The sequence below is a fragment of the Ameyamaea chiangmaiensis genome (genome assembly GCF_013376175.1).
GTDB lineage: Bacteria > Pseudomonadota > Alphaproteobacteria > Acetobacterales > Acetobacteraceae > Ameyamaea > Ameyamaea chiangmaiensis.
Genome location: NZ_JABXXR010000004.1, coordinates 1 through 21,536, shown reverse-complemented (window position 1 = coordinate 21,536; position 21,536 = coordinate 1). Strand labels below are relative to the sequence as shown.

The window sequence follows — 21,536 nt, the reverse complement described above, 5'->3', positions numbered from 1 at the left end:
CGCGGCCGCGAAGGATCGGGACACTCCCGCCCCCGCGTTCTGACGGCGTGTTCAGACCACTCCGTCCCGAGCCCGCAGCATCCCGATCACGCGGGCCACGGCCTCGGCGGGTGTGTGCTGCACCTCGATCCACAACGCGGCCTCGTCCTCCCCGGGCTCCTCAAGCGTCGCGAGCTGGCTGGGCAGCAGCGACGGAGGCATGTAGTGCCCCGTCCGATGCGCCAGCCGATCCCGGAGCACGAATTCGGGCACCTTGAGATAGACGAACAGCACATCCGAACCGCCCGATCGCAGCCTGTCCCGATAGCTCCGCTTCAGGGCCGAGCATGTCAGGATGCCGCCGTCCCGTGCATGACCGTCGATCCACGTCCGACATCTGTCGAGCCACGGCCACCGGTCCTCGTCCGTCAGAGGAATCCCCGACGCCATCTTTTCGACATTGGCCGCGGGATGCAGTCGGTCACCCTCTTCATACGGCCAGCCGAGCGTGTTCTGCAGCCCTTCGGCGATCGTCGTCTTGCCGCAGCCCGACACACCCATGATGACCAGAATACGGGGCCGGATCCCTTCGGCGATCGGCAGGGGGGCGGTCATGACCGCACCATCCGGGTCACCCCATCCGCGCCCGCGATCAGAACCTCGGACGTTCGGCCAATGAAAAACCCGCTTTCCACCACGCCAACAACTTCGCGCAGTTCGCGGGCCACGCGCGGAGGATCGTCCATGACACCGAAATTGCTGTCGAGGATGTAGTTACCACCGTCGGTGACGAAAAAACTGCCGGTCCGATCGCGTCGCGGCACCGTCGTCGCGCCCAGAGCCTCGATCTGGTACGCCGTGCGCTCCCACCCGAAGGGCGTGACCTCCACGGGGACGGCCGTCCGGGTGCCCAGATGGTCGACCAGCTTGGACGCGTCCGCGACCACCACGAACCGTTTGGCCGCCGCTGCAACAATCTTTTCCCGGAAAAGAGCCCCCCCCAGCCCCTTGATGAGGTCGAGCGTGCCGCGCTCCACCTCATCAGCGCCGTCGATCGCGAGGTCAATGACCGGATGCGTGGCAAACGTGACCAGTTCGATGCCCAGCGCACGCGCCTGCTCCGCCGACCGCTCTGACGTCGGAATACCGACGAAACGCAGACCCTCGGCCCAGCGCTGACCCAACACCTCGATCATATAAGCGGCCGTGCTGCCGGTACCGAGCCCGACCACCATGCCGTTTTCGACCAGAGCGGCGGCTGCCACCGCCACCGCCTGTTTCTGACGGTCTGCCTGATCCGTCATAACGCCGTTCCCGCTTGCCATGACCGATCTCCGGTCCTTCTTCTTTTTTGTTTGCCCGGGACGTTTGTCCCGGCAGCGGCCTCAGCCGACCACCGCCGGATCGACATACCAGACAAGATCGCCCTCGGTCGTGATGAAACTTGCGGGCTCGTCAGGATCGGCATCCCGCACCCGCGTGAACGCGCCCTGCTTGGCGGCTCCCGTCACCATGAAGACGACATGCCGGCTGGACTGGATCGCCGGATAGGTCAGCGTCAGGCGCGTGTGCGGCGCATCGTCCGGCACGCAGGTCGCGACCCATTTCGTCTCTTCCCGCAAAACCGGCTGACGCGGAAACAGGGACGCGGTGTGGCCATTGTCGCCCAACCCCAGCAGTACAACGTCGAACAAAGGCCGCGACGGGTCAAGTGCATCAGCACCATAGAGCGCCTTCAACGCGGCCTCGTAGGACGCGGCTTCCACCTCGGGCGCACCTTCGGTCTTCATCCGGTGGACATTGGCCGGCGGCATCGGCACGTGCGACAGGAGTGCCGTCGTCACCATGCTGAAATTACTGGCGGGGTCGTCAACGGGCACGAATCGCTCGTCACCGAAGAAAAACTGCGTGTTGGCCCACGGAAACCGGGCCGCGTATGCTGGCTCGGCCATCAGCTCGTAAAGCCGCTTGGGCGTCGATCCACCCGACAGCGCGACGACAAACGGTGCGCCGGTCTTGGCCAGCGCCTTATCCAGCAGCCAGTCGGCAACATGACGGGCGATTGCCTCGCCATTGTCCAGGACGACGACGCGTCCCGTGGTGACGTCCTGGGTCATACAGATTCTCCCAAAATATAACGCTCCACACCGGTCGCGAACCCCTCTTCCTCCGAGGAGGTCGAGACGTACGTTGCCTGCTTCTTCACGTCGTCGATTGCCTGTCCCATCGCGATCGACACGCCACTTTTCCGAAACATGACGACATCGTTGGGTTGATCGCCCAACGTGGCCATCTGCGCGCGACCAATCCCGGTCAGACGCTCCAGGGCCTCGACCACGCCGCCCTTGTTGGCGTCGTGGTGGGTCACGTCGACATAATAGGGCTGCGAGCGGGCCGCCGATGCCACGTCACCAATGGCGTCCTGAAGATCCTTCTCGACCCGGACCATCAGATCGAGATCGTCGCTCACGCCGGTGATTTTCACCACGCTGTCGAGCGCGGCTTCGATATCGGGGCGCACGACGGGCGGAAATTTCACCGTCCATTGCTCCCGCGCGACGTGGGGAGCGTCCGCATCGCCCACGATCCAGTCGTTGCCATTATACACCCACACATCGACCTTGTGCTGGCGCATGATGGCGATCGTGCGACGGGCCACGTCCCTGGACAAAGTCCGGGCCTCGATTTGCGTGAAGTCCGGTTTGACGATCAGGCCGCCGTTGAAACCCGCGATCGGCTGGTCGAGCTTGAGCGGCTCGATCAACATCGCCATGCCTTTCGGCGGTCGGCCGCTGGTCACCGTGAACACAATCCCGCGCTCACGCAGCTTTTCCACGGCCCGTATGGCACGCGGCGTCAGAATTTTCTCTTTCGTGACCAGCGTGCCATCCACGTCCGCCAGAACCAGTCGAATATCCGTTCCGTCAGTGGTCATTGCCAGAACTCCCCTCAGGCACGCGGCGCGCGCGGTAGAACGATCTGTTCCATGGCCCGCGCCCAGCCGTTATGCTCATTACTCGCGGTGACGAAATGCGCGTGCGACTTGACCGTCTCGGGCGCATTGCCCATGGCGATCGCCAGACCTGCGACCTTGAGCATCGGAATGTCGTTACTCATGTCGCCGATGCACGCCACTTCGGAAATATCCAGCCCCAGCCGTGCCGCAAGCGCACACGCCGCGTAGCCCTTGTTGGCATCGGGATGCGTGATGTCGAGGTAATAGTCCGACGAGCGATGCACGCTCGCCTGCCCTTCCAGCATCGCGCCGATCTCGATTTCCATACGCTCCAGCAAGGGATAGTCCGTGGACGAACCCATGATTTTCCCGACCTCGGCGTGATAGTCGTCGAAACTGCGCACAATGGTCGGGCGTGTCTGCACGACGGCCTCTTCCTTGCCCACATAGGCCCCGCCGGCGTTTCTCACCAACCAGTCATGTCCGCGAAACAGCCAGGCGTCGACGCCGTGCACGTCAAGCATGTCCAGCGCCGCCGCGACCGCTTGCGGCTCAAGCGAGAGACGCGACAGGATCGTGCCGTCCGGCGACGTGATCAGGCCGCCGTTCAGACCGGCGCGCGGCGTGTCGATCTCCAGCGGTGCAAGGAACATCTCCATCCCGCGCGGCGCACGCGAACTGACCAGACACAGCGCGATTCCAGCGGCACGCAGATCGCGAGCCGCCTTCAATGCCGCCTCCGTCAACTGCTTGTCCCGCGTCACCAGCGTGCCATCGATGTCAGACACAACCAGCCGTATCGTCTGCGCAGGGGTCCCCCGCTCCGGGTTCACAACGTCATGTTCCATCGTCAGGGCACCAGCCGCAGCCATCGGCGACCCGAACGCGACAGCAATTCATCCGCGTCGCGCGGACCGGCGGTCCCAGCCTCGTAGAAGCAAAGGGGGTCTTCGGCCTTCGCCCAAGCATCGAGCGCCGGCTGGACGACGCGCCAGCCCGCTTCGATGTTGTCGGCACGCTGGAACAACGTTGCATCCCCGATCAGGCAATCGTAAATCAGCGTTTCGTAGCCGGTGGTCGGACCCTCCGTATACCAGTCCGAGTAATCGAACTTCATGCGCACCCCCCCCAGTCGCACCGCCGGTCCGGGTACCTTGGCCGAGAACTGAAGCGTCACGCCTTCGGTCGGCTGGATGTGCAGCACAAGGATATTGGGCGTCAGCTTTTCCACCGGCGTGTCGCGGAACAACGCATAGGGGGCATGCTTGAAGTGGATCGCAATTTCCGTCTTGCGACAGGTCAGGCGCTTACCGGTACGCAGGTAGAACGGCACCCCGGCCCAGCGCCAGTTGTCAATCCGCAGCTTCATGGCAACGAACGTCTCGGTCTGCGACGTCGCGGCGACGTTCATTTCCTGCCGATAACCATTCACCGGCTCGCCGCCGACATTGCCCGGCACATATTGCGCACGCACGATATCTTCGGGGCGCATCGGATGAATAGCTGACAGGACCTTGGATTTTTCATCACGCACGGCATCGGCCTGAAACGACGTCGGCGCTTCCATGGCCGTCATCGCCAGCAGCTGCATGATATGATTGGGCACCATGTCGCGCAGCGCGCCCGTACCCTCGTAAAAGCCACCCCGGCGTTCGACGCCGACCGTCTCGGCGGCCGTGATCTGCACGTGGTCAATGTTCTCGCGGTTCCACAACGGCTCGAAAATACCGTTCGAGAATCGAAGGGCCAGAATGTTCTGCACCGTCTCCTTCCCGAGATAATGATCGATGCGGTAGATCTGGCTCTCTGTCAGCGTTCGCAACAGACGCGCGTTCAGCGTCTTGGCCGAGGCAAGATCGCTGCCAAACGGTTTTTCAATGATGACGCGACGGAACTGACCATCTTCGGTGGTCAAGCCACTCTCGCCCAGCTGGTCGACGATCGTGCCGAAAAAGCGCGACGCGACGGCCAGATAGAAAACCGCGTTGGTCGTCCCGATCTTATCGCCAAGTGCCTTGTAGGTATCGGCTTCTTCGAACGACCCCCGGAGATAGGAGATACGCTCCATCATCCAGTCCCAGACGGTCTCGTTCAGGACGGCCGCGGCCGTGCCGCGTCGGGCCACGAACTCGTCGATGGCGTCGCGGAACTGCGAGCGCAGTCCTTCGGTCGTCATGTCGGCCCAGTCGACAGCGACAATCGAAAACGTCTCGTTCAGCAGGTTGGCACAGGCGAGATTATAAATCGCCGGCAGGAGAAGGCGCTTGGTCAGATCTCCGCCGCCACCAAAAATGACAAATGTGCAGTCCGGCGCACGCCGGAGCCTGGTCTGGTCTTCAGCGCCGCTGGCTATGGCAAAGGAAGACGCGATCAGTCCGTCCATGGTGCCCCTCTCCTCCGGTATGGTCGTGGAGCGCCCCGTCTGCCGGGGCGCTCACATTCTCAGGCGATGCTTATTTCTTCTCGACGTGACCACCGAAGCCGAAGCGCATCGCCGAGAGCACCTTCTCGGCGTAGTTGTTACCGGTGCGCGACCGGAAGCGCGTAAACAGCGAGGCCGTCATGACCGGTACGGGAACCGACTCCTCGATAGCGGCCTCGATCGTCCAGCGCCCTTCGCCCGAATCCGCAACCTGCCCAGAGAACTCGGACAGTTCACCGTTCTTCGCCATGGCATCGGCCGTCAGATCAAGCAGCCACGACGCAACCACGCTGCCGCGACGCCACACTTCGGCGATGTCGGCCATGTTCAGATCGAAGCGCTCGTTCTCGGGCAGCGCCGGCGAGTTCTTCGACTTCATAACGTCGAAACCTTCGGCGAAGGCCTGCATCATGCCGTATTCAATGCCATTGTGAACCATCTTCACGAAATGGCCCGAACCGGCCGGCCCACAATGCAGATAGCCCTCTTCGGCACGCGGATCGAGGCCCGGCTGATCGCGATCGCTCGTGCGCGGCACGTCACCCTTGCCCGGCGCCAGCGCCTTGAGGATCGGATCGATGTGATCGGTGGAATCCTTCGTCCCACCATACATCATGCAGTAACCGCGCTCGAGGCCCCATACGCCACCCGACGTGCCGACATCGATATAGTGGATGCCTTTGTCCATCAGCTGCCGGGCACGACGCAGATCGTCCTTGTAGTAGCTGTTACCACCGTCGATCACGATGTCGTCCTTGGACAACAAGCCGTCGAGTTCCTGCACGCAGGCTTCGGTGATCTCGCCCGCCGGCAGCATCACCCACACGATGCGGCGGCTATCGGTCAGCTTCTTGGTCAGATCCTCGACGCTGCTGGCCTTGATCGCGTTGCCAGCTTCGGCGCGGTCATACACTTTCGTCACTGTCGCCTGATCACGGTCGAACAGCACGACCGTATGACCGTGGCGCGACAGACGGACCGCGATGTTACCCCCCATGCGGCCGAGGCCGATGATGCCGATCTGCATGAAACTCTCTCCTGATACGCGGCGATGCTCGCACGCGCGATACTAAAAAAAGCCTCCCGCCGAAGCGGGAGGTATGGCGTCGGTCAGACTGCTGCGAGGATGGCCTTGGCCAGGGTATCAAGGCCCGTTTTCAGGTCGCCCTTGATATGCACCCGAAGCGCGCGACGTCCCCGCTCGGCGAGAACGTCAAAATCACCACGCGCCTGCGCCGCCTTGACCACGCCGAACGTGTATTTCTCGCCCGGCACGGCAACGTCAGCGATGTCATCGGCCGTGATCTGCAGGAAGACGCCGCTGTTGGGGCCGCCCTTGTAGTCCTGGCCCGTCGAATGCAGGAAACGGGGGCCGAACTGTCCCGCCGTAGCGACCTTCTTCGCGTCGCGGATCTGCGTCTGGAGCGTATGGATCCAGTCGCGCGTCGCCTGATCGCGCTCGATATACGCAAGGATGCCGACATAGTCGCCGGCTTTCACCTTGTCGAAATGCGCCTTCAGGATCGCGGCGGTGTCGCCACCCTTCAGCGTGGACTGATTCGCCGCGTCCGCGAAGAAGGCAAAATTGCCATCGGTGGCAAACGCGCTTTCGGCGGGCAGGCTACCCGTCTGGTTATAAGCATCGGTAAGCTTGCGCGTCTCGATCTTGGACGCCTCGACGTCCGGCTGGTCGAACGGGTCAATCCCGAGGATCGAGCCCGCCACCGCCGTCGCGATCTCCCACTGGAAGAACACCTGGGCGATCTGCTTTTCGTCGCTCAATCCGATCGTCACCACTGGCTGGCCAGCCGCGATCAGCGCCTTGACGTGCGCTTCCTGCTTCGGGCACGGATCGGCGTTGAGACGCAGGTAGGCGAACACGCGGTCGGAACCATAGACCGACGGCTCTCCGGTCTTTTCACCATCGAACGGGATCACACCCTTGCCGATCTTGCCGGTCGACTCCGCCAAAAGCTGTTCCAGCCATGCGCCGACGTCGTAGATCTTGTGCGAGGCGATGATCGTGACCTTGTCACGGCCAAACTTCGTCGCACTGACACCCATGAATGCGCCAAGCTGCACACCCGGATTCAGCGTCGCCGGCACGCTGGCGGCACTCGCCTTCACACCATACTGGGCGGACTCAAGCAGACCTTTGACATCGTAGCCCGCCGCAGCGGCCGGAACGATGCCGAAGTTCGACAGCACCGAATACCGGCCGCCGATCTGCTTCTCGCCGTAAAAGATCTTCCAGAAGCCATCCTGTTTCGCGACCTGCTCCATATGGGAGCCCGGATCGGTTACGGCTACGAAGTGCGATCCGACCTTGTCGCCGACAACCTTCTTCGCGGCCTCGTAGAAATAGGCCTTGAGGATGTTTGGCTCCAGCGTGCCGCCAGACTTGGACGACACAATGAACAGGGTCTTCGACAGGTCAACGGCTTTCTCGTAGCTCACCACCTGCTGAGGATCCGTGCTGTCCAGAACGTGCAGCTTCGGAAAACCGGAGATCTGGCCGAACGTCTCGGAGAACACCTCCGGACCAAGGCTTGATCCGCCCATACCCAACAGAAGAACGTCGGTAAAACCGCGCGCCTTCACCTCGGCCTGGAACGCCTCCAGAGCGCTGAGATCACCGAGACGGTCCTCGACGATATCGAGCCACTTCAGCCACTTGCCCTCGTCCTTGCCGGTCCAGACGGAGGCGTCTTTGGCCCACAGCTTGCGCACCGTGCCTGCCTTGCGCCAGGAGTCCAGCTCAGCCTTGTAGGCCGCTTCAATGTCGGCCGGCAGGTCGACGGTCTGCGAGATCAGCGTGTCACCAAGCAGCGCCGCCTGCTTCGCCGCCACCGAGCCGAGAAGCGCGTCGAACGCATCCTCGAACGACGCACAACCCTCGGTCACCAGCGTCTGCGTGACCCCGGCCAGATCGAGACCCAGGCGCTCGGCCTCGGCCAGAACGGTGCGGGCGGCGTCCACGTCTTTGGTCAGCGTCTCGCTGGCCGTGCCGTGGTCGCGGAACGCGTCAAAGGTCGCCGGCGGAATGGTGTTGACCGTGTCCGCGCCGATCAGTTCGTCGACATACAGCACGTCGCTGTAGGCCTTGTCCTTGGTGCCCGTCGACGCCCACAGCAGGCGCTGAGGCTGCGCGCCGGCGTCGGCCAGCTTTTTCCAGCGCGGGCTGGCGACCACGTCGAGGTAATGCTGATAGGCCACCTTCGCGTTGGCGATCGCAACCTTGCCGCGCAGCGCCTTCAGGGCATCGGCATCCTTGTCACCGGCCGCGACACGCTTGTCGATCGCGCCGTCGATCTTGCCGTCAATGCGGCTGACGAAGAACGATGCGACCGAGGCGATGCCCGACACCGGCTCGCCCTTCGCCAGACGATCTTCCAGACCCGCAATATACGCCTCGAGAACCGCCTTGTAGGCATCAAGCGCGAACAGAAGCGTGACGTTGATGCTCAGACCTTCGGAGATCACGGTGCGGACCGCAGGCGCGCCCTGCTTCGTGCCGGGGATTTTGATCATCAGGTTCTTCGCGCCGACGGCCTTCCACAGGCGACGCGCTTCCTCGACCGTGCCCTCGGTATCAAACGCAAGGTACGGCGATACCTCGAGGCTGACATAGCCGTCGATGCCCTTGGTCGTCTCATACACCGGGTAGAGGACCTTGGTCGCGGCCTTGATATCATCGATGGCGAGCGTCTCGTACAACTCGCCCGGTGACAGGATGCTGCTGGCCAGAAGCGATTTGATCTGGGCATCGTAATCCGTACCGTGACCCATCGCCTTCTCGAAAATGGCCGGATTGGACGTAACGCCTTTCAGGCCGTCTTCATCCACCAGCTTTTTCAGGCTGCCGTTCTCGGTATAGGATCGCTGGATGAAATCGAGCCAGGGCGACTGCCCGTACTGCGCCAGTTGCTGCAGCGGGTTACCGACACCCGAAGCGCCGGTCTTGTGCACGACGTTCATGGTTATGCTCCGTCTTGACTGAAACATCGCGATGCCGGCGGGGTATACCCCGTTCGCGCAACCGCGGAAATTCTGTTGGAAGGTGCCCCGCCATCGTGGGGCGGGGCACCTTCGAAGGCAGCGTCAGGCCTTGGCCAGCTGCGCCTTGGCGGCCTCGATCACGGCCTCGACCGTGAAGCCGAACTTCTTCTGAAGCAGCGCGGCGGGTGCCGATGCGCCATAGCCGTGCATGGCAATCACGGCGCCCTCGTTACCGGCATAACGATCCCAGCCGAACGGCGATGCCTGTTCGACAGCGACACGGGCCTTGACCGACGGCGGCAGGACCTTGTCGCGGTATTCCTTCGGCTGCGCCTCGAACAATTCGAACGACGGGAAGGAGACGACACGCACCTTCACACCCTCGGCAAGAAGCTTTTCATAGGCTTCCACGACAAGGCTGACCTCACTGCCCGACGCCATCAGGATCACGTCCGGCAGGGTGCCGCAGCATGCCAGCGTGTACGCGCCCTTAGCCAGGTTCGACGCCGCCGCATACTTGGACCGGTCGAGAGTCGGCAGGTTCTGGCGGCTCAGCACCAGGGCCGCCGGCATGTCCGTCATCGGGATCAGCGTGCGCCAGGCTTCCGCGACTTCGTTGGCGTCGCCCGGACGAACCGTAACCACGCCCGGCGTGGCACGCAGCTGTGCCAGCTGCTCGATCGGCTGATGCGTCGGACCGTCCTCGCCCACGCCGATCGAGTCGTGCGTGAAGATGTAGAGGACTGGCAGATTCATGATGGCCGACAGGCGGATCGGCGGCTTCATGTAGTCGGAGAAGATCAGGAAGCCCGAGCAGTACGGGCGAATGCCCGACAGCGCGATACCGTTACAGATCGAGCCCATCGCGTGCTCGCGCACACCGAAATGCAGGTTGCGGCCACCGTATGTGCCGTTCCATGCGGGCGGCTGGAAGGAGCCGGCGCCTTGGAACGTCAGGTTGGTCTTGGTCGACGGCGACAAGTCGGCCGAACCACCGATCAGCCACGGGAAGTTCGGCGCGATCGCGTTCAGCACCTCGCCCGAGCTCTGACGCGACGCAACACCCTTGGGGCTTGCCTCGTAGGTCGGAATGGCCTTGTCCCAGCCTTCCGGCAGGGTCACGCTGTCGAGCTGCTCGATCTCGCACGCAAGCTCTGGATACTCTTTCCCGTAGGCGGCGAACTTCTCCTGCCAGGCCTTGGACTCCTTGGCGCCGCGTGCGCCGATACCGGCCTGGAAGTGCTCCAGAACGCCGTCGGGAACATAGAAATCCTGATCTTCCGGCCAGCCATAGGCCTTCTTCGCACCCTTGATCTCGTCCACGCCCAAGGGCTCGCCGTGGGCGTGTGCCGTGCCGGCCTTGTGCGGGGCGCCCCAGCCGATGACGCTGTGCACCAGAATGAAGCTCGGACGGTCCGTGATCGCGCGCGCTTCCTCAAGCTTGGCCTTGAAGTCAGCGACGTCGTTGGCATCGGTGACAACCGACGTGTGCCAGCCGTAGGCCTCGAACCGCTTGGCCACGTCTTCGGTCAGCGCCAGATCGGTCGACCCTTCGATGGAGATCCGGTTCGAATCGTAAATCCATGTCAGGTTGCCCAGCTTGAGGTGGGCGGCGGTCGAGGCCGCCTCGGAAGCGACACCTTCCATCATGTCGCCGTCACCGCAGAGGGTGTACACGTGATAGTCGAACAGGTCGTAGCCCGGCTTATTGTAGCGCTCGGCCAGCCACTTCTGCGCCATCGCCATGCCGACCGAGTTACCGCAACCCTGCCCGAGGGGGCCAGTCGTCGTCTCCACGCCGGCGGTGTGATGGTATTCCGGATGGCCCGGCGTCTTGGAATCGAGCTGACGGAACTGTTTCAGGTCGTCGATCGTCAACGAAGGGGAACTCAGGACCGTGCCGCCCTTCACGTCGCGCACGCCGGTCAGATAGATCATCGAGTAGATCAGCATCGAGGCATGTCCGATGGACAGCACGAAGCGGTCGCGTCCGGGCCAGAGCGGGTTGGCCGGGTCATATTTCAGCACGTCCTGCCACAGCGCGTAGGTGACCGGGGCCAGCGCCATCGCCGTGCCGGGATGACCCGAATTGGCCTTCTGAACGCCGTCCATCGACAGGGTGCGGATCGTATCGATGCAGAGCTTGTCGATACCGACGGCAGCACCGCCTCCCGATCCCTCGGGTGCATGGGTCAATGACGTGAATGGTGAACGCATCAGAATACCGGCCTCCTTGGCTGTAGTGGCCCGTCCACACCGCACCTCGCCATCGCGCCCGGAAAACCGCCAATGAAATCGATCCAATTAGGTCGTGGACCGACAAGGCGAAGCGGGCTGACGGAAGGACTGGAGCGACCCGAACAAGCCGCCGCACATTCTCACGACCTCCCGCAGGCGGCAAGTCGTTGAACGGCGTTGTCAGTTGGGTATTCAACGCCTCTCGTCCGGTTTGTGCCATGGGCTCCTTCATCACGAGTTCTCGACCGTTGCGATTCCGGAACACAGGCGGCAAACCGCGATTTCCGCGCAAGGCTGCCACGAAGGCGCCCTTTTTCCGCGACATGCGCTGTCATTGCATGCTTGCGATGCAGCCACGTGCCGGGCCAAGATGGAGAACCCTTAACGATGACAGTGTCCGACGGCCCTGATCCCGCCGCCCTCGCGGTCCATTACGATGGCAGGCGTTTTTTCAATCCGGCCTCCATGCGCCTCCCGGAGCGACCCGCCGAACCGGAGGCACAGACGCCGTCGCAGCACCGCTCCACCCTCGCCAGGACGCGCGCCATTGTACGCTGGCAGATGCGAGCGCGTCCGCGCTGGCCGGACTGGCTGATCGACCCGATGCCGCAGGGCGATCCGCACGCCCAGCCCGCCGCCGGGCACGTCGACGTCACCTTCATCGGGCACGCGACGTTCCTGCTGAGGGTTGGGCGACGCGGGCGACCGCCCTTCACGATCATCACCGACCCGGTCTTCTCACTGCGCTGCTCCCCGTTCCGGTCCTGGGGGCCACGTCGCCATCGGCCGCCGGGACGTACGTTGGCCGAACTGCCGCCGATCGACCTGATTCTGGTCTCGCACTGTCACTATGACCATCTGGACCTGCCGAGTCTGGGTGCCATTGCCCGTCGGGACGACCCGGCGGTCGTCACACTGACGGGGAACGCGCGCCACATCCGCAAGGCAGGCCTGCGCCGAATCGTTGAGCGCGACTGGTGGGAGAGCATCGCCCTGCACGACCTGATCATAACGGCGACTCCAGCACGACACGGGTCCGCGCGCACGCCATTCGACCGTAACCGGGCCCTGTGGGGCGGGTTTTTCATCGCGCCCGATCGCCACACCCCCCACGCGCCGTCGATCGTCTTCGCCGGCGACTCCGGCCACGGCGCCCACTGGCGCTGGATTCGTGAACGTCTCGGCCAGCCCGACCTGGCCCTCTTGCCGGTGGGTGCCTACGACCCAAGGACATTGATGCGCGCGGTGCATGTAAACCCCGAGGAGGCCGTGGAGGCATTTTCGTCCCTTGCACCGCATCGCGCCGTGCCGATGCATTACGGCACGTTTCAGCTGACGGACGAGCCGATCGGGGAGCCGCTTACACGCCTGCACGCCGCCTGCGTGGCGGCCGGCCACGACCCGGCCCGCTTCGCCCCCCTTCCGCAGGGCACGGTCAGGTCGTTCGGCCGACGGGCGGAGACGGGTGACGCACCATCACGCCTCGACCTCGAGAGCCCCGTCACGGACTGACGCCCCTCGCCCTTCGCGGCAAGGTGCGGTAGGCTGCGCCACCCGTTCCCACCGACAGGAGCCACCCATGACCGACCGCGCGCCGGCCTATAGTCGCGAGCAGATCGAAGCCCTGTTCCTCGACGCCGCACGCGACGGGCAAGTCGACCTTCTCTCGGCGTTTCTCGATGCCGGTCTGTCGCCCGACGTGCGCGATTCACGCGGCTACTGCGCCCTTTTGCTCGCGGCCTACAACGAGCAGCTTGAGGCCGTGCGCCTGCTGCTCGAGCGCGGCGCGCAGGTCGACCTGCGCGACGCCAAGGGCGCCACGGCGCTCGGGGGCGTCGCGTTCAAGGGGTATGTCGAGATCGCGCGTGCGTTGCTCGACGGCGGCGCGGCCGTGGACGCGGCCAACGACATGGGCCGCACGCCGCTGATGTTCGCGTTGATGTTCGGCCGGGACGAGATGGCGCGCGTGCTGATCGACCATGGCGCGAATCTGGACCTCAAGGACGGCGAGGGTCATTCCGCGCGCGATATCGCGCATCGTCAGGGCCTGTCCGCGCTTATCGGTCATCGCGACTGATGCCCACGACCCTTTTGCCGCCATGCCGCATTCCGTGCATGGCCCTGGAGCCTTTGCCGCGATGAGCCGATTCTGGAGCCCCTCCGTCCATGCGCTGGAGCCGTACGTGCCCGGCGAACAGCCGCGCGTGGCCGATCTTCTGAAACTCAACACCAACGAGTCACCCTACGGTCCCTCGCCCCGCGTGCTCGACGCCATACGCGCGGCGACCGACGACACGTTGCGGCTCTATCCCGATCCAACCGCTCTGACGCTGCGTCAGAGCATTGCCAAGGCATATGGGGTCGATGTCCCGGAGGTATTTGTCGGCAACGGTTCGGACGAGGTTCTGGCGCACGTCTTCGCGGCCCTCCTGCGTCACGACGCGCCGCTGCTGTTCCCCGATGTCACCTACAGCTTCTATCCCGTGTATTGCCGCCTGTTCGGCATCACCTATGAGGCGATACCGCTGACCGAGCGGTTCGAGGTCGATCTGGCCGCGTATGACCGGCCGTGCGGCGCGATCATCCTCGCCAACCCGAACGCGCCGACCGGGATCGCGCTTCCCCGCGCGTCCATCCGGGCATTGCTGGACCGCCATCCCGACTGCCCGGTCGTGATCGACGAAGCTTATGTCGATTTCGGCGCCGAAAGCGCGGTGCCTCTGGTGCGCGACTATCCCAATCTTCTGGTGATTCACACCCTGTCGAAGTCGCGCGCCCTTGCGGGCCTGCGGGTCGGGTATGCGATAGGGCAGGCTCCGCTGATCGAGGGCTTGACGCGCGTCAAGGACAGCTTCAATTCATACCCGCTCGACCGGCTGGCGCTCGTCGGAGCACAGGCTGCGATCGAGGACGAAGCCTGGCTGCGCGACACGGCGGACAAAGTGGTGGCCGCGCGCGGGCAACTCGACCAGGGCCTTGCCCGACTGGGCTTCGACGTTCTGCCGTCCACGGCGAACTTCGTATTCGCCCGGCATCCTGACCGGAATGCCGCCGAACTGGCCCGTGCCCTGCGGGAGCACGCGATCATCGTGCGCCATTTCAGCGCGGAGCGGATCCGTGACTGGCTGCGCATCAGCGTCGGCACCGAGGCGCAGTGCGCGCGCCTGCTCGACACGTTGGGCACGCTCCTGACGCGTAACGCCTGAGGCGCCTGCGCGTCTCCCTTTGCCGGCTCACGGGTGGAACCTCCGATCAGGGGGTGCGACCCGTGAGCTGTTTTTTCCTGCGACTAACTGGACAGAGATCATGCGTTCCATTCACGGCCAGCTTTCCGATAACCAGCCCATCCGCCGTACGATGGAGGAAAAGCAGAAGCAGCTTCGTACCCTCAAGGAGACACTGGCGGGCATGAAGAGCCACACGGCGCCCGCCCTGCGCGAGAGCATGACCAAGCGCATCGTGCAGCTCGAGGCCGAACTCCGCGCCGCGCCGGTGCTGAAATCGTCCGCGCCCAAGACGGAGCCGCGTCAGCGTCCGCGCCGCAACACCATCCGGGTCCTCTGATCGCGCCCTTCCGCTCCCGGGGCACAGGATCAGCCGATCATGCCATCCGTGACCGGCATGGTGACGGGGCCTGTGACAGGCGGTGCCTCCGCGCCAGCACTCGCGGGCACCTCGTGCGGAAGCCTGCGGCTGCGGCGCCGCAGCAGGGATTCTTCGACGTCCAGCTCCTGCTGCATCGCCCATTCTGATTCGTCGTTGATATACTGGGCCGCGTGCAGGACCTTGAGTTCATGCCGCTGGGCACGCAGCAGCGTCAGCCGTAGCGCCAGTTCCAGCCGTTCGCGCCGCAGCGCCGTAACCCGGATCGAGGGGGCGGCCGCGGCGTCCTCGCCCGTCTGATCAAGGCGGTTCTGGTAGAGCTGCATGAGGCGCGCCACGATTTCCAGGCGCAGCTCGTCCGCCTTTCCACCCGCCGCCGGCACGATACCGGCCTGCTCCTTGCGCAGGACCCGCAAGGCCGTCCGCAGCAGAGCCGCCCTCGCCCGCTCCTCCTCCCGCTGGATCGGGTCATCCGCGGGCGAGGGGATCATCCGGGCCAGCAGCGGCAGGGTCACGCTGGCGACCAGCAGCGACACAACGATCACGCCCGCCGCGACGACGATCAGCAATCCACGGGCGGGAAAGGCGTCCCCCGCATCACCGGCCATCGGCAGAGACAGCACGGCGGCCAGCGTCACCGCCCCCCGCACCCCGGCCACCGTCAGCAGCAGAGACGCCCCGAGGCTCGGCACAATGGCGCGGCGCCCACGCAGACGCTCGCCGATCACGCGTTCCAGCACCGTCAGCCAGATCCCGGCGAACCGCACCACAAGCATGATCGCGAAGACGGCGCACACCAGACCCGCCAACGCCAGACCCGTCGCCCCCGAGTGATGCGCCAGATCCAGCCCCTGGCTGAGCAACGCGGGCATCTGAAGACCGAGCAGCACGAAAATCAGCGCGTTGAACAGATAGCCGATCAGGTCCCAGATCACGCCGCCCTGCAGGCGGGTCACGGTGGGTGCCTCGTGCAGCACCCCCGAGAGCTTCAGTGTCATGCAGCCCGCGACGGTGGCCAGAATACCCGAACAGTGCAGTGAGTCGGCAGCGATATAGATGCCGAACGGGAGCAGGGTCATGGTCGTGATCTGAAGCGGGGCCTCGTCAAGCCCGAGACGCACGATCATGCGCTCCGCCCATGCCGCCGCCAGCGCCATCGCCACGCCGATCGCAACCCCGCCAAGCGAGAGCAGCGCGAATGCCCACAATGCCTGCCGGTATGAAAACACGCCCGTCATCGCCGCGACCGAGGCGACACGAAAGCACACCAGTCCTGAGGCATCGTTGAACAGGGCCTCGCCCGACAGGATATGGATCAGGCGCGCCGGCAGTTTTCGCCCCGACAGCAACGACGAGACGGCGATCGTGTCGGTGGGCGACAGCGCCGCGGCCAGGGTAAAGCAGATCGGCAGGCTGAGCGCCGGCAGGATCCAGTGAACCGCATAGCCGCACAGGACGGTGCTGATCAGCACCACGCCAAACGCGAGCGAGAAAATCGACACCTTCAACTGCGAGAATTCCCGCAGCGGCATCCGAAACGCGTCGGAGAACAGCAGGGGCGGCAGGAACAGCACCATGAACAATGCAGGATCGAGCGCGACGTGAAAGCCCAGCAGCGCCGCCACGATCCCTGCGAGGATCTGGATCAGCGGCAGCGGCACAGGCAGGCGACGGATGCGTCCCAGCAGCCCCGCCACGGCGCAGAGCAGCAACAGGCACAGGGTCTGGTTCAGAAGGGCCATGGATCCGTTTTTCGACCGTGGGACGGTGTGTCCGATGCTGTTTGCATGGACCAGAACCCTTGCGACGAAAACCCCTTCCCGGCCGCCACCGGGTCGATCCGGGCCCTCAGCGCGTTTCCCCGGCCAGTGAACGCCGTGTCCGGTCAAGCTCCTGCGCATAGCGCCGCAGCGCGTGCTGTTCGGTCAGCAGTCCGACCACGCGGCCGCTTTGTATGGAATCGACGACGACCAGCGCATCGCATTCCTCGTTCTCGAAGGCGCTGATCGCGTCGCGCACGTTCATCTGCTGCGTCAGGACCGTCGCCGGATGATGCGCGATGTCGCCCAGGACGGCATCGGCGGCCGTCGCGGCGGCATGCAGGTCCGATATGTTGACAAGTCCCCGGTAACGCCCCCCCTCGTCCGCCAGGATCAGCCGCGCCACGGCGCCGAGCGGGTATTTCGCCCGTGCCCGCAGGACGGTTGTCTCGGGCGACAGGACGACCCCAGGCTCGCGCATCATGCGTCCGACATTCAGCGTGCGGATCCAGCTGATATCGACCGCGGAGCGGATGGCCTCGCCCCGCAGGTGGAATCGCCACGTCGCGAAGGAATACCCGAAGGTCCGCCGCACCGTCAGCGACGAGATCACGGCCGCGACCAGCACAGCAGACGTCAGCGGCAGATTGCCGGTCGTCTCAAGCGTCAGGAAGACCATCGTCATGGGGCCGCCGATCACCGCGACCGCCAGTGCCCCCATGCCGACGACCGCACAGGTGGCGACGCTCAGCGTCGACGACCCGGCCATCGCCAGCACGCCGCCGAACACCGCCCCGGTCAACGAGCCGAGATAGAGCGACGCGAAGAACAGGCCCCCGCGGAAACCGGCACCGATCGAGGCGCAGGACGCGATCGCCTTGAGCACCAGGAACTCGGCGGCCGTGCTGGTCGGCAGGGCCCCGTCGAAACCCACCCGCATCGCCGAATGTCCGGCCGAAAGCACGCTCGGCGTGATCAGAGCCATCGAGCCGACGATCAGGCCGCCCACGCCCGGTCGTAACCACACCGGCAGCCGGGAGCGACGGAACGCCCCTTCCGACACCGTCACCATGTACATAATCGCGATCCCGACCAACGCACACAGCACCGCCAGCGCCGAGAGAGCCGGATAGGCCCGCAGCGGGATCACGAAGGGCGTGTCGACAACCAGAGGCTCCGACGCGCTGTTCAACAGGTGAACGACCCCGATCGCCGAGATCGAGGCCATCGCGACCGGGGCCAGCGTGACCAGCGCGTAGGTGCCGATCACCAGTTCAAAGGCGTAGAACGCGCCGGCCAGGGGCGCATCGAAGGCCGCCCCGATCGCGCCAGCAGCGCCGCACCCGACCAGGACACGAAGATCCTCTTTCCGGGTTCGGAACAACTGCCCCACCCACGATCCGATGGACGATGAAATCTGGGTGTAGCCGGCCTCCAGCCCGACGGACGCCCCGACGCCGTTGGACAAAACTGTCTGGCCGGACAGGATGGCCGATTCGCGCATCGCCATGCGGCCGCCATAAAGGGCATTGGCCTCGATCGGATCGACCGGGCGCGCGGCGACGAACCGGGACAGCGCCAGCGTGACAAGCCCGAAGACGACACCCCCCACAGCGGGAACGGCCACGGCGCGCACCGGATCGACCCATTCGAGACCCGACAGGCGGCCATTGTTATCAAGCGCGAACAACAGACGGTGCAGCAGCAGTGACGAACGGTTCATCGCCACGACACACAGACCCGAGGCACCGCCGACAAACGCGGCCAGAACCGACAGCCAGATTTCATCGGCACGAACCAGAGCGCGCAGGTGGCGCGGGGCGTGCAAAACACGGTTTGGCCACCGCGACGCGCGCTGCCAGACGTGGCGCAATCCGGGCCACAGGCAACCGTCGGCAACGACGCGCCGCATGCGGCTGGCCAGCAGTTCGGGCAGATGTGAAGACACGCGGTGGCGTTTCCTGTCGCTTCTCCATGGCCATAGCGGAGCGCAGGCATTAAGGGAAGCAACGCGGCGCATATCGGCGCGTCATACCCGCACAGCCCGTGCGTCATGCGCATGGCGCCCTTACACAAGTCTGCCACCCCGCGTTGTCAGGAGCCCCGATCGCCATGGCCGACCCCTCCCCCGCGGCACACGCTCCGTCCGACATGCAGGCCGTGATTCTCGATGGTGCCGGTGGGCCGGAGGTGATGCGACTGGGCTCCGCGCCCCGGCCGGAGCCTCAGGCGGGCGAGGTCCTGGTCCGCGTGCTGGCCGCCGGCGTGAACCGTCCCGACGTGATGCAGCGCAAGGGGCTGTATCCACCGCCACCGGGTGCCAGTCCGCTTCTCGGACTGGAGATCGCGGGCGAGGTCGTGGCCGTCGGGCCGCAACGCGCGGACGCACCCCACGGTCTCGTCCCCGGCGATCGGGTGTGCGCACTGACCAACGGCGGCGGTTATGCGGCGTTCTGCGCCGTGCCGGCCGGTCAGTGCCTGCCATGGCCGAGCGGCTATGACGCGGTGCGCGCCGCCAGTCTGCCGGAGACGTTTTTCACGGTCTGGTCGAACCTCTTCATGACCGCTGGCCTGAAGGCCGGCGATCGCGTCCTCGTTCACGGAGGGGCGAGCGGCATCGGCACGGTGGCGATCCAGCTTGCCCGGGCCTTTGGCGCGGTGCCGTTCGTGACCGCCGGTACGGACGAGAAGTGCACGCTGTGCGTGTCGCTCGGCGCGCAGGAAGCCATCAATTACCGAACCGAGGATTTCGTCGAGCGCACGGCGGCACTGAGCGGCGGCGACGGGATGGACATCATCCTCGACATGATCGGCGGAAGCTACTTCGAGCGTAACCTGCGCAGCCTCGCGGTCGACGGACGGCTGGTCATCATCGCCCTGCAGGGTGGCGCGAAAGCGGAGACGGTTCCGCTGAGCGGCTTCCTGACGCGCAGGCTGCATGTGACGGGCAGCGCGTTGCGCCCCCGGCCAGCGGCCTACAAGGCCGAGGTCGCGCGACAACTGCGCGAAAAAGTGTGGCCGTTGCTGACCAGCGGAACCATCAAACCCCTGATCGCGCAGCTCTTCCCGCTTGCCGATGTCGCGGACGCCCACGCGCTTATGGATTCGGGCAGCCACGCCGGGAAAATCATGCTCACGCTCAGCCCCTGATCGAAAGGTAGCCGCCCGCTTGCTGCTCAATGTGATCGAAAAAGGCCCGCCGGATGGTGCCGATCCGCTCCTGCCACCGGTGGTGCTGCTCCATGGCCTGTTCGGACGGGCCCGCAATCTCGGCTATTTCCAGCGTCGTCTGGCCAGGACGCGGCGCACGCTGGCGGTGGACCTGCGTAATCATGGCGACAGCCCTCACGGTCTGATGGACTACACCGCCATGGCCTTCGACCTGGTGGAAACCCTGTCCCATCACGACGCGCTGCCCGCTATCGTGGTCGGGCACTCCATGGGCGGGAAGGCCGCGATGACGCTGGCACTCAACAGTCCGGAGTTCGTCCATTCTCTGCTGGTGGCCGATATCCCGCCCGCCCGTACCGGCCACGGCCAGTTCGCGCTGGGCCAGATGATGCTCGATATCGATTTCCCCTCCTATCTGAACCGGGCGGAGGCGGACGCCCTTCTGGCACCCGAGATACCGAACGCGGACGTACGCGCCCTGATGCTTCAGAACATACGGCTGGGCGACAGTCCGGGCTGGATCATCGGACTGCGGGAGATCGTGGAATCGATCCCGAATATCGAAAGCTGGCCCTACATTCCGGAAGGATTTTCCTATCCGGGGCCGACCCTGTTTCTGGCGGGTGCGAACTCGCCCTATATCCGGAGCGAGCATTATGCGGTCATGCGTCGGCTGTTCCCGCATTACGAGCTGCAGATGATCGAAAGAGCCGGGCACTGGCTGCACGTCGAGAACCCGGCCCGTTTTTCCGAGCTGCTTGAGGGCTTTGTGTCAAAGTATTAATTGTCGTAGAACGTGTTGCCGGACGTAAGACGACCGACACGATTGACGCCCCCAAGGTCGTGCCGCACAGTGTGGCATCGCGAATTTCGCCGCTGGCGAGCACCCGGAGACTCCCGGCCCCTGATGATGGCGAGACGCAAGCCGATCATGCGACCCGACATCGCGCGGGAGCCGCTTCTCTACGCGCCTCCCAGCGCCGCTCAGGACCCCCGCGCGCCCCGTCCCGCACCCGACGACAATCGGCGGGAGGGCCTGCGCCCGGTGCCCGTCGCGCAGCCGCCGTTCTATCGGCGCGTCAAGGGCGCGACGATCCCGCTTATCCGTCCGCAAACGCTGGAAGATCCCGGGATCTCGTCCGTTCTGGTAGGATCGACGATCCTGCACAGTGCCCTGCTCGCGGCGGCGCTCATGGCGGCGGCACACCACAAGCAGCAGGGCAGCCAATACGCGCCCGACGCCCAGCCGGTCGAAATGATGTTCACCGCGCCCCCGTCCCGCAGCGGCCTGGCTGGCCCGCAGTCGACCGATCAAGCCGGCGGCGACTCGGCCCAGACCGACAACCCGGCCAGCAACAACCCGCAGGATGCCCAGCGCGCGGAGTCGACGCCCTCGCCCGCCGCTCCG

17 protein-coding genes and 1 pseudogene are annotated in these 21,536 nt (G+C 64.9%); 7 read left to right on the top strand and 11 right to left on the bottom strand.

All coding sequences use genetic code 11. The features are described 5' to 3' along the window. Positions 1-51: 51 nt before the first annotated feature. From HUK82_RS01210 to tkt, 9 genes are all read right to left on the bottom strand, one after another. On the bottom strand, positions 52-594 hold the full coding sequence (locus HUK82_RS01210) for a gluconokinase (RefSeq protein WP_176612205.1): 543 nt from the start codon (positions 592-594) through the stop codon (positions 52-54). Then, positions 591-1,283: a ribose-5-phosphate isomerase RpiA gene (gene rpiA / locus HUK82_RS01205; RefSeq protein WP_246495014.1), complete on the bottom strand. Its 693-nt coding sequence runs from the start codon at positions 1,281-1,283 to the stop codon at positions 591-593. Before rpiA ends, HUK82_RS01210 begins: the two co-directional genes overlap by 4 nt. 81 nt (positions 1,284-1,364) lie before the next feature. Then, positions 1,365-2,096: a 6-phosphogluconolactonase gene (gene pgl, locus HUK82_RS01200; protein WP_176612203.1), complete on the bottom strand. Its 732-nt coding sequence runs from the start codon at positions 2,094-2,096 to the stop codon at positions 1,365-1,367. After that, entirely contained in the window at positions 2,093-2,914 is an 822-nt protein-coding gene (locus HUK82_RS01195; RefSeq protein ID WP_176612202.1) for a Cof-type HAD-IIB family hydrolase, read from the bottom strand. Before HUK82_RS01195 ends, pgl begins: the two co-directional genes overlap by 4 nt. A gap of 14 nt (positions 2,915-2,928) precedes the next feature. Then, positions 2,929-3,783: a Cof-type HAD-IIB family hydrolase gene (locus HUK82_RS01190; RefSeq protein WP_246495016.1), complete on the bottom strand. Its 855-nt coding sequence runs from the start codon at positions 3,781-3,783 to the stop codon at positions 2,929-2,931. 2 nt (positions 3,784-3,785) lie between these two features. Further along, positions 3,786-5,318, bottom strand: a complete 1,533-nt coding sequence (gene zwf / locus HUK82_RS01185) for a glucose-6-phosphate dehydrogenase (protein ID WP_176612200.1) — start codon at positions 5,316-5,318, stop codon at positions 3,786-3,788. Positions 5,319-5,388: 70 nt separating this feature from the next. After that, complete coding sequence (gnd, locus tag HUK82_RS01180) at positions 5,389-6,384, bottom strand: phosphogluconate dehydrogenase (NAD(+)-dependent, decarboxylating) (RefSeq protein ID WP_176612199.1); 996 nt, start codon at positions 6,382-6,384, stop codon at positions 5,389-5,391. Positions 6,385-6,467: 83 nt separating this feature from the next. Beyond that, a complete protein-coding gene (locus tag HUK82_RS01175; RefSeq protein ID WP_176612198.1) occupies positions 6,468-9,335 on the bottom strand; it encodes a bifunctional transaldolase/phosoglucose isomerase in 2,868 nt (955 codons plus the stop codon). A 123-nt stretch (positions 9,336-9,458) separates the two neighbouring features. Then, positions 9,459-11,573, bottom strand: coding sequence for a transketolase (gene tkt / locus HUK82_RS01170; protein ID WP_176612197.1), 2,115 nt, complete (start codon positions 11,571-11,573; stop codon positions 9,459-9,461). A gap of 408 nt (positions 11,574-11,981) precedes the next feature. Here tkt and HUK82_RS01165 point away from each other — a divergent pair, with 408 nt between their 5' ends. The 4 genes from HUK82_RS01165 (at position 11,982) to HUK82_RS01150 (ending at position 15,158) form a co-directional block, all read left to right on the top strand. Further along, positions 11,982-13,106, top strand: coding sequence for an MBL fold metallo-hydrolase (locus HUK82_RS01165; RefSeq protein WP_176612196.1), 1,125 nt, complete (start codon positions 11,982-11,984; stop codon positions 13,104-13,106). Between the two features lie 67 nt (positions 13,107-13,173). Further along, entirely contained in the window at positions 13,174-13,671 is a 498-nt protein-coding gene (locus HUK82_RS01160; protein ID WP_176612195.1) for an ankyrin repeat domain-containing protein, read from the top strand. A 61-nt stretch (positions 13,672-13,732) separates the two neighbouring features. Continuing rightward, positions 13,733-14,800, top strand: coding sequence for a histidinol-phosphate transaminase (gene hisC / locus HUK82_RS01155; protein WP_176612194.1), 1,068 nt, complete (start codon positions 13,733-13,735; stop codon positions 14,798-14,800). A gap of 100 nt (positions 14,801-14,900) precedes the next feature. Further along, entirely contained in the window at positions 14,901-15,158 is a 258-nt protein-coding gene (locus HUK82_RS01150) for a hypothetical protein (protein ID WP_176612193.1), read from the top strand. Between the two features lie 29 nt (positions 15,159-15,187). Here the strand turns inward: HUK82_RS01150 and HUK82_RS01145 are convergent, their stop codons facing one another. Both HUK82_RS01145 and HUK82_RS01140 read right to left on the bottom strand, forming a co-directional pair. Beyond that, positions 15,188-16,939, bottom strand: coding sequence for a Na+/H+ antiporter (locus HUK82_RS01145; protein WP_176612192.1), 1,752 nt, complete (start codon positions 16,937-16,939; stop codon positions 15,188-15,190). Positions 16,940-17,045: 106 nt separating this feature from the next. After that, entirely contained in the window at positions 17,046-18,905 is a 1,860-nt protein-coding gene (locus HUK82_RS01140) for a chloride channel protein (protein ID WP_264802216.1), read from the bottom strand. A 164-nt stretch (positions 18,906-19,069) separates the two neighbouring features. Between HUK82_RS01140 and HUK82_RS01135 the strand changes: the two genes are divergently transcribed. The 3 genes and pseudogenes from HUK82_RS01135 to HUK82_RS01125 all read left to right on the top strand — a co-directional run. Further along, positions 19,070-20,107 (top strand): NAD(P)H-quinone oxidoreductase, encoded by a 1,038-nt coding sequence (locus HUK82_RS01135; protein WP_373318259.1) that lies wholly within the window; start codon positions 19,070-19,072, stop codon positions 20,105-20,107. Positions 20,108-20,126: 19 nt separating this feature from the next. After that, positions 20,127-20,912 carry an alpha/beta fold hydrolase gene (locus tag HUK82_RS01130; RefSeq protein WP_176612191.1) on the top strand — a complete coding sequence of 262 codons (786 nt, stop codon included), beginning with the start codon at positions 20,127-20,129 and terminating at the stop codon, positions 20,910-20,912. Between the two features lie 123 nt (positions 20,913-21,035). Further along, a pseudogene (locus HUK82_RS01125) lies at positions 21,036-21,536 on the top strand (energy transducer TonB); the annotation flags it as partial.